Consider the following 266-nt stretch of genomic DNA (forward strand, 5'->3'; position numbering starts at 1 on the left):
CTGGCTCGACCATTACCATCGTTACCTGTGCCATGGCGGTGATGGCACTATCACCGACAATGGCGATAGGAAGCTTGACGGAAATGCTGCCATTTGTACTAATGTTAGGTATAGTGATGATCGCAGCCCCTGGGGCACCGGGCGGTGCGGTTATGTCGGCACTGGGGCTATTAACCAGTATGCGTGGGTTCACTGATGCAGCAATTGCATGAATGATCGCATTGTATTTGGCTCAAGATAGCTTTGGCACGGCCTGTAATGTGACC

General features: G+C 51.9%; 1 pseudogene. It reads left to right on the forward strand.

The annotated features are described in order from the left end of the window. A pseudogene (locus CWB98_RS23515) lies at nucleotides 1-209 on the forward strand (cation:dicarboxylate symporter family transporter); the annotation flags it as partial. Nucleotides 210-266: the final 57 nt, after the last annotated feature.

The organism is Pseudoalteromonas rubra (assembly GCF_005887115.1).
GTDB lineage: Bacteria > Pseudomonadota > Gammaproteobacteria > Enterobacterales > Alteromonadaceae > Pseudoalteromonas > Pseudoalteromonas rubra_F.